The organism is Pseudomonas sp. 05T35 (assembly GCF_056396605.1).
In genome coordinates this window covers 1-4,898 of sequence record NZ_JBFTLU010000434.1, presented here as the reverse complement: position 1 = coordinate 4,898, position 4,898 = coordinate 1, and the positions used below count along the sequence as shown (strand labels likewise).

Annotated in this window: 5 protein-coding genes; 3 read left to right on the top strand and 2 right to left on the bottom strand. The window is 55.9% G+C overall.

The genetic code is table 11. The features are described from left to right. Positions 1-979, top strand: a 979-nt coding sequence (locus AC1DH9_RS24655) for an MFS transporter (protein ID WP_477808948.1), incomplete at its 5' end; no start/stop codon positions are given. A gap of 278 nt (positions 980-1,257) precedes the next feature. Here the strand turns inward: AC1DH9_RS24655 and AC1DH9_RS24650 are convergent. Both AC1DH9_RS24650 and AC1DH9_RS24645 read right to left on the bottom strand, forming a co-directional pair. Continuing rightward, the gene (locus tag AC1DH9_RS24650; protein WP_427541917.1) at positions 1,258-2,112 is read right to left on the bottom strand and encodes a DUF1460 domain-containing protein; all 855 of its coding nucleotides are present in this window, start codon (positions 2,110-2,112) and stop codon (positions 1,258-1,260) included. A gap of 88 nt (positions 2,113-2,200) precedes the next feature. Then, the gene (locus AC1DH9_RS24645) at positions 2,201-2,983 is read right to left on the bottom strand and encodes an AraC family transcriptional regulator (protein ID WP_477808947.1); all 783 of its coding nucleotides are present in this window, start codon (positions 2,981-2,983) and stop codon (positions 2,201-2,203) included. A 119-nt stretch (positions 2,984-3,102) separates the two neighbouring features. Here AC1DH9_RS24645 and AC1DH9_RS24640 point away from each other — a divergent pair, with 119 nt between their 5' ends. Then, the gene (locus AC1DH9_RS24640; protein WP_427541911.1) at positions 3,103-3,987 is read left to right on the top strand and encodes an EamA family transporter; all 885 of its coding nucleotides are present in this window, start codon (positions 3,103-3,105) and stop codon (positions 3,985-3,987) included. A gap of 440 nt (positions 3,988-4,427) precedes the next feature. After that, positions 4,428-4,898 (top strand): hypothetical protein (locus AC1DH9_RS24635; RefSeq protein WP_477808946.1); only part of this gene is annotated, 471 nt, incomplete at its 3' end.

Sequence of the window (4,898 nt, the reverse complement as noted above, 5' to 3'; positions counted from 1 at the left end):
GATCCGCTGTGTACAGGGCTTCTCCGCTGGTGGCGAGATCGGCACCATCACCAGTTTCATCTCCGAGTACGCCGGGCCCGGGCGACGCGGATTTGCGACGTGTTGGTTGATGGTGACGGCGGTACTCGGCCTGTTGCTGGGTGGTGCGGTGGCCAACGGCATGACCTGGGTGATGGGGGCTGACCTGATGCAAGCCTGGGGCTGGCGTATCCCGTTTCTGATCGCGGCGCCGCTGGGCCTGATCTCGATGTACATCCGCCTGAAGCTCGAAGACAGTCCCGAGTTCCTCGCGCTGCAGCGCGCGGGGGAAACCTCCAAAGCCCCTCTGCGAGAAGTCTGGCAGTGGAAAAGGGCAATTGCCCTGGTGTTCTTCATCATTACCCTGCACAGCTCGATCTTCTATCTGGTGCTGACCTTCGCCTCGACCTACATGTCGAGCATTCTCAAGTTCGACAGCGGTACGACCTTGCTCTACGTCTTCGTTGCCAGCCTCTCGTCCGCAGTGGTCATGCCGTTCGGCGGCGCGTTCACCGATAAATACGGGCGCAAACCGTTTTTGTTGGTGATCGGCACCCTGGCCACTCTGGCGATGTACTGGCTGTTCAAATCGGCACCCACGGCGACGCCAGCTTCGTTTATCTATCCGTTGATGGCGGTGGCAATCCTGTTCGGCCTGTATGCCTCGTCGACTTACGCATTGATGAGTGAGTTGTTGCCAACGCGAATCCGCTCCACGGGCATCGCGGTGGCGTACAACATTCCGGTGGCGGTATTTGGCGGTAGCGCACCGTTGATTTCCACCTGGCTGATCAAGGTAACCGGCGACATTACCTCGCCCTGGTACTTTTACATCGGCACGGGCGTGGTGTCGCTGATCGCGTTGGTGCTACTACGCAAGGAGGATTTTGTCGCCTGCGCAAGTCCCGCCGAGAAACCGAATGTTGGGCGAGCCGATCTGGCATTGGCGCCCACGCCTTGAACAGGTAAGTGAAAGACAAAGCCCCAGATGCAACAAAGCCCGCACAAGACGCAATGCTGTTCACTTAAGGAAGTCTGGAGGCCTGAGAAGTATCTGTGGCGAGGGCTGCGTAGCAGGCCCAATTCAGGGCCGCTTCGCGCCCCAGCGGGAGCAAGCTCCCTCGCCACAACTGCGGTTGAGCCTGAAACATCGGCTTAAGTGAACAGCATTGCGTCTTGTACGGGCTTTGTTGATGTTTGAGGGTGTAGAGGGTACGCACAAGATGGGCGAACCAGAATTCATTGACTCTCTGGCACAGATTGCCGCGCTCGTAACACCACGATCCCCGGGGTCTTCGCGATGTAGTCCTTGAAGGGAGAGTCTACGACTTCCCGGTTCTTTTTCTTCGAAGAGGCATTACGCAGCACGGGTCCTTCGTCCTTGTTGATAAAGAACCCGGTATGGGTAACGTCCAGGCCGGCGAGTTGGGTGTAGATGCCAACGTAATCGCCAGTCTGCAAACGGCTGATCACATGGTCGTTAACAAACGCGCTGGGGATATAGGTAATCGTGCGCTCGGTCATGGGTACGCCCGGCAAGTAGGCGCTGCCATCGGCTTTTCGATTGAGGCGCTTAACCACGGTTACCGCATGAGGGCTGATTTGCGCGGTGACGTCGTCGGCCAGCTTTTGCTCGGCCTGCGACCAGTCGGTGAAGAAGTGCCGGCGATGCAGGTAATCGAGATTGCCGTTCACATAACGCGTCTGGATGAGGTTCTTGAAGAAGTCCGCTTCATTGTTGGACTTCCTCAGCGCTTCGACGTAATCCAGATAGGTGAAACAGTCCAGGCCCCTGAAGTCGACGACCAATGCTTCCGGCGTGGTAGCAGAGCCCTGCAACCTGTTCGCGGAGTAGGGCCGTCCCAAAAACTCCCGTGAAATCAGATTGTTCATCTGCCCTATATCATCGGGGGGGATCGCTGAGCGTTCTTTGAGCAGGGCATCCAGTTTGCTGGCGGTATAACCATCCATGTTCAGCGGGGTGTGTCCATTTGCGGACGTTACGTTCTCCACTGCTTTTGTATTGCCGACGGGCAGCCCGGTCCCGCACGCTGTCAGCATGGATGCCAAAAGAAATACAGCTGACCTGCGCATTCGAGTTTCCATCGTTTTCGGCTGTTACGTCGTAAATGGTAATGTTTATTGATAGGTCTGTGGGGATTTTGAGACTGCCGGGGAAAGTTCAAAGCATTTTTTTCGGGAAATACCGACTGGGTACTTCGCCCAGTACTCGACGGAAAACACTGGTGAAGGCACTCGGGCTGCTATAGCCCAGATCAGTTGCCACCCGCGTAATTGCCTCTCCGTTACCCAAACGCACCACGGCCGCCAACAGACATGCCTGCTGACGCCATTCGACAAAACTGATACCGGTTTGTTGGCGAAACAGCCGGGTAAATGTGCGGCGGCTCATCCCGACCTGCCGGGTCATATCATCAATTCCGGTTTCCAGCGACGGTTGTTCCAGCAGCTTTCGACAGATATGCGCCAGCCTTGGTTCGCTCGGCAGCGGTGCATTGAGCGATAAGGGCGACATGCCGGCTATTTCGTGAAGCAGCAAGGTCATCAAATGGCCATCCAGATGCTCCTTGGCATACAGTGCCGGAACGTCCATGGCCMGGATCAGCAGTTGTTTGAGCAATGCCGAGACGCCGAATACCTGGCAGTGAGCAGGCAGACTGAGCCGAGCGACGGCGCGGTTACGGATGTAGGTATTAAGCATGGTCACCGGTCCGCTCATGTTCATCTCATGGGGGACGCCCGCCGGTACCCAGATAGCTCTTTGTGGGGGAACGACCCAGTTGCCCTGGCGAGTGAATACCGTGATGACGCCACAGGCGGCGTAGGCAAACTGGCCACGTCGGTGCGTATGCAGCGCAAAGTGTTGGCCATCCAGATAGTTATTGGCCGTGACTACTGCATCGCGGGGAGTGTTTTCGTAGGGATCTATTTCAGTTTCGCGCATGGCCCGAATTTAATGATTTATGACCTGATAGTGCAAGCGAGCCATTGCCCCTGTTGCGCATAGTGGCGTCGCGGTTGGGGCATACAGCCACTGGCCCGGCATACTGGAAATAGAACTTCATGCAGAAAAAACACCTGATCCTGGCCGTGTTGGTGACGGCTGTCTGGGGTCTGAACTTTCCCATCACCAAACTGGGTCTGGCGGCTATTGATCCACTGCTGCTGACGGCTCTTCGCTTTACGCTGGCGGCGTTGCCGTGGGTGTTTTTTGTCCGGCGGCCGTCGATCTCCATGGGGTGGTTGGCCGCCTACGGATTGATTTTCGGGGTCGCGATGTGGGCGTTGATCAACCTGGGCATCGAACTGGGTGTGCCACCAGGGACCGCAGCTCTGTTGATTCAGTTCAGTGCATTTTTTACCTTGGGTTGGGGGGTGTTGCTGTTTCGCGAGCAATTGAGCCTTGGACAGACTCTTGGGGTGGGGCTCGCAGCGCTGGGTTTGATCAGCATTATTTTCAGCAGCCCGGGCCATGCAACGACAGTGGGTTATGGCTTGCTGCTGGTGAGTGCATTTAGCTGGAGTGTCGGCAACATCATCATCAAACAGTCAAAGGTCCGGGAAATGTTTGCCTTTGTGGTATGGGCCAGCCTGTTCCCGCCGATCCCCTTACTGGCGCTCACCTGGCTGGCGCACGGTTCCGCTCCGTTTACGTCCCTGGTCGCACACCTTGAATGGGTGTCAGTGTTCTCGCTGTTGTTTCAAGTCTACGCGGCGACACATTTCTGTTATTGGGGCTGGAATCTACTGCTGCGAGAGTACCCGGTTTCGAGGGTGGCACCGCTGTCTTTACTGATACCGGTATTTGGCGTCGCAGGCTCGATGCTGATGCTTGGGCATCGGGTTGATTTCAACGAAGGGATTTCGATTGCGTTGATTCTATCGGCGCTTGCAGTGGGGTTGATGAAGGGGCGCGAGCGGGTGCGGATTGCGCAGGCTGGGCAATAGACGCGAGGGAACTGGCGATGTTGAAATCTGATTGCGGGAGATGAAAAGCCTTTTGCTCGAGCCTTGGACACAACACTGCCCMCATTGCGAGCAAGCCTCGTTTCTAGGGGAGGGGAAGTAGTTTTCCAAATCCCAGACGCAACAAAGCCCGAACTTGGCGGGCTCTGTTGATGTTTCGTTTGGCGCCTGGGGCATTTGAACTTGTCTCTGAAGCCCAAAATTTCATTGATGCTCAGGGGGTGTCGTTCGTTGAGATAAATGCCCCGACGCCAAGGCGGAGGTCGTAGGCCGGTACCTGGCGAACAAGTCCGTGTGCGGACTGGAGTGAACCGTGATAAACAAACGGCACGACTTACATCTCTGAGGGCTACCCAGAGATAACGCTTCGACTTAGAACACACAGCACGACACGGAAGATTTATCTACAAGGAGCAGGATGCATGTTGAAACCCATTATTCCCTTGGTCTTGGCAGCGGCCGTTTGTAGCGCGCAGGCGGATGTTCAGGTTCAGCTATCGCCGATGCCCGAGCAGTTGAAGAGTCTGAAGCCTGTCGCGGTTGCGGAGAGCAACTTAGAGGAGCGGAAGCGGCTCGACCGAATCGACTCAATAGTCCAGCGCTTCAATCTGAAGAAGGACGAGAAGTTTATTTACTCGGGTAACAAAACACCCAACCCATCCTTGGGGCTTTTGGATGTCGTCTATAAAGTTTATCCAGAAGACGCGCAGTTGAAGGTGGTTAAACTCGACGTGCAAAAAGGATATGCGCGTATATATCCTGTTGACCCCGAGGATATCCAACCGTATACGAGTTTCGCAGCGAGCCCCCTAGATGCCAGGATTGCCAGCGATATCCTGAATCCCGGCGCATCAGCGACCCGATCCAAAGCATATTTCAAGGAGTGGTACGAC